We start from the raw sequence: 972 nt of genomic DNA, 5'->3' as shown, positions 1-972 counted from the left end.
TGGGAATTAAGCGAAACGATTGCCGGGGTCATTATGGAGCCCATCATTACAGGCGGAGGCATCCTAATGCCGCCGGACGGATATATGAAGAAGGTGGAGGACATTTGCCGGCGCCACGGAGCCCTTTTGATTTGCGATGAAGTGATCTGCGGGTTTGGACGGACAGGTGAGCCGTTCGGGTTTATGCACTACGGTGTGAAGCCTGATATCATTACGATGGCAAAAGGAATCACAAGCGCGTATCTGCCATTGTCAGCGACTGCTGTGAAACGGGATATTTTCGAAGCGTATCAGGGGGAAGCTCCTTATGACCGTTTCCGCCACGTGAACACGTTCGGCGGAAGCCCGGCTGCCTGTGCCTTGGCGTTGAAAAACCTGCAAATTATGGAGGACGAACAGCTGATTCAGCGATCCCGCGATCTTGGAGCAAAGCTTTTAGGTGAGCTTCAAGCTCTGAGAGAACACCCGGCAGTCGGGGATGTTAGAGGAAAAGGGCTGCTGATCGGAATCGAACTCGTCAAAGACAAATTGACTAAAGAGCCGGCTGATGCCGCCAAAGTAAACCAAGTGGTTGCAGCGTGCAAAGAAAAAGGGCTGATCATCGGCAAAAACGGCGATACAGTCGCCGGCTACAACAACGTCATCCAGCTCGCGCCGCCATTTTGCCTGACAGAAGAGGACCTTTCCTTTATCGTGAAAACGGTGAAAGAAAGTTTTCAAACGATATAATATAAAAGTGATTTATTAAAGGAGCACATGATGAGTTTTCATAACCAGCCGATCTTACCGGCTATTCGCAATATGAAGCAATTTGATGAGTTTTTGAACAGTTCGTTCTCTTACGGTGTTATTCTTGATATTCATCTCGGGCAGCTGAAGGGCGTGATCAAAGAAGCGCAAAAGCACGGAAAGAACATGATGGTGCACGTCGATCTCATTCAAGGGATTAAGCATGACGAATACGGTGCGGAA

1 protein-coding gene and 1 pseudogene are annotated in these 972 nt (G+C 49.0%); both read left to right on the top strand.

All coding sequences use genetic code 11. The annotated features are described in order from the left end of the window. The coding region (locus ACWHAR_RS23845) for an aminotransferase class III-fold pyridoxal phosphate-dependent enzyme (protein ID WP_452088036.1) at positions 1–729 on the top strand (729 nt) is incomplete at its 5' end. A 27-nt stretch (positions 730–756) separates the two neighbouring features. Beyond that, positions 757–972 (top strand): annotated as a pseudogene (gene glpP, locus ACWHAR_RS23840) (glycerol uptake operon antiterminator GlpP); the annotation flags it as partial.

Source organism: Bacillus sp. LR--39 (assembly GCF_053613335.1).
The sequence above is the reverse complement of the archived record's forward strand: the minus strand, read 5'-3'. Positions and strand labels throughout refer to the sequence as shown.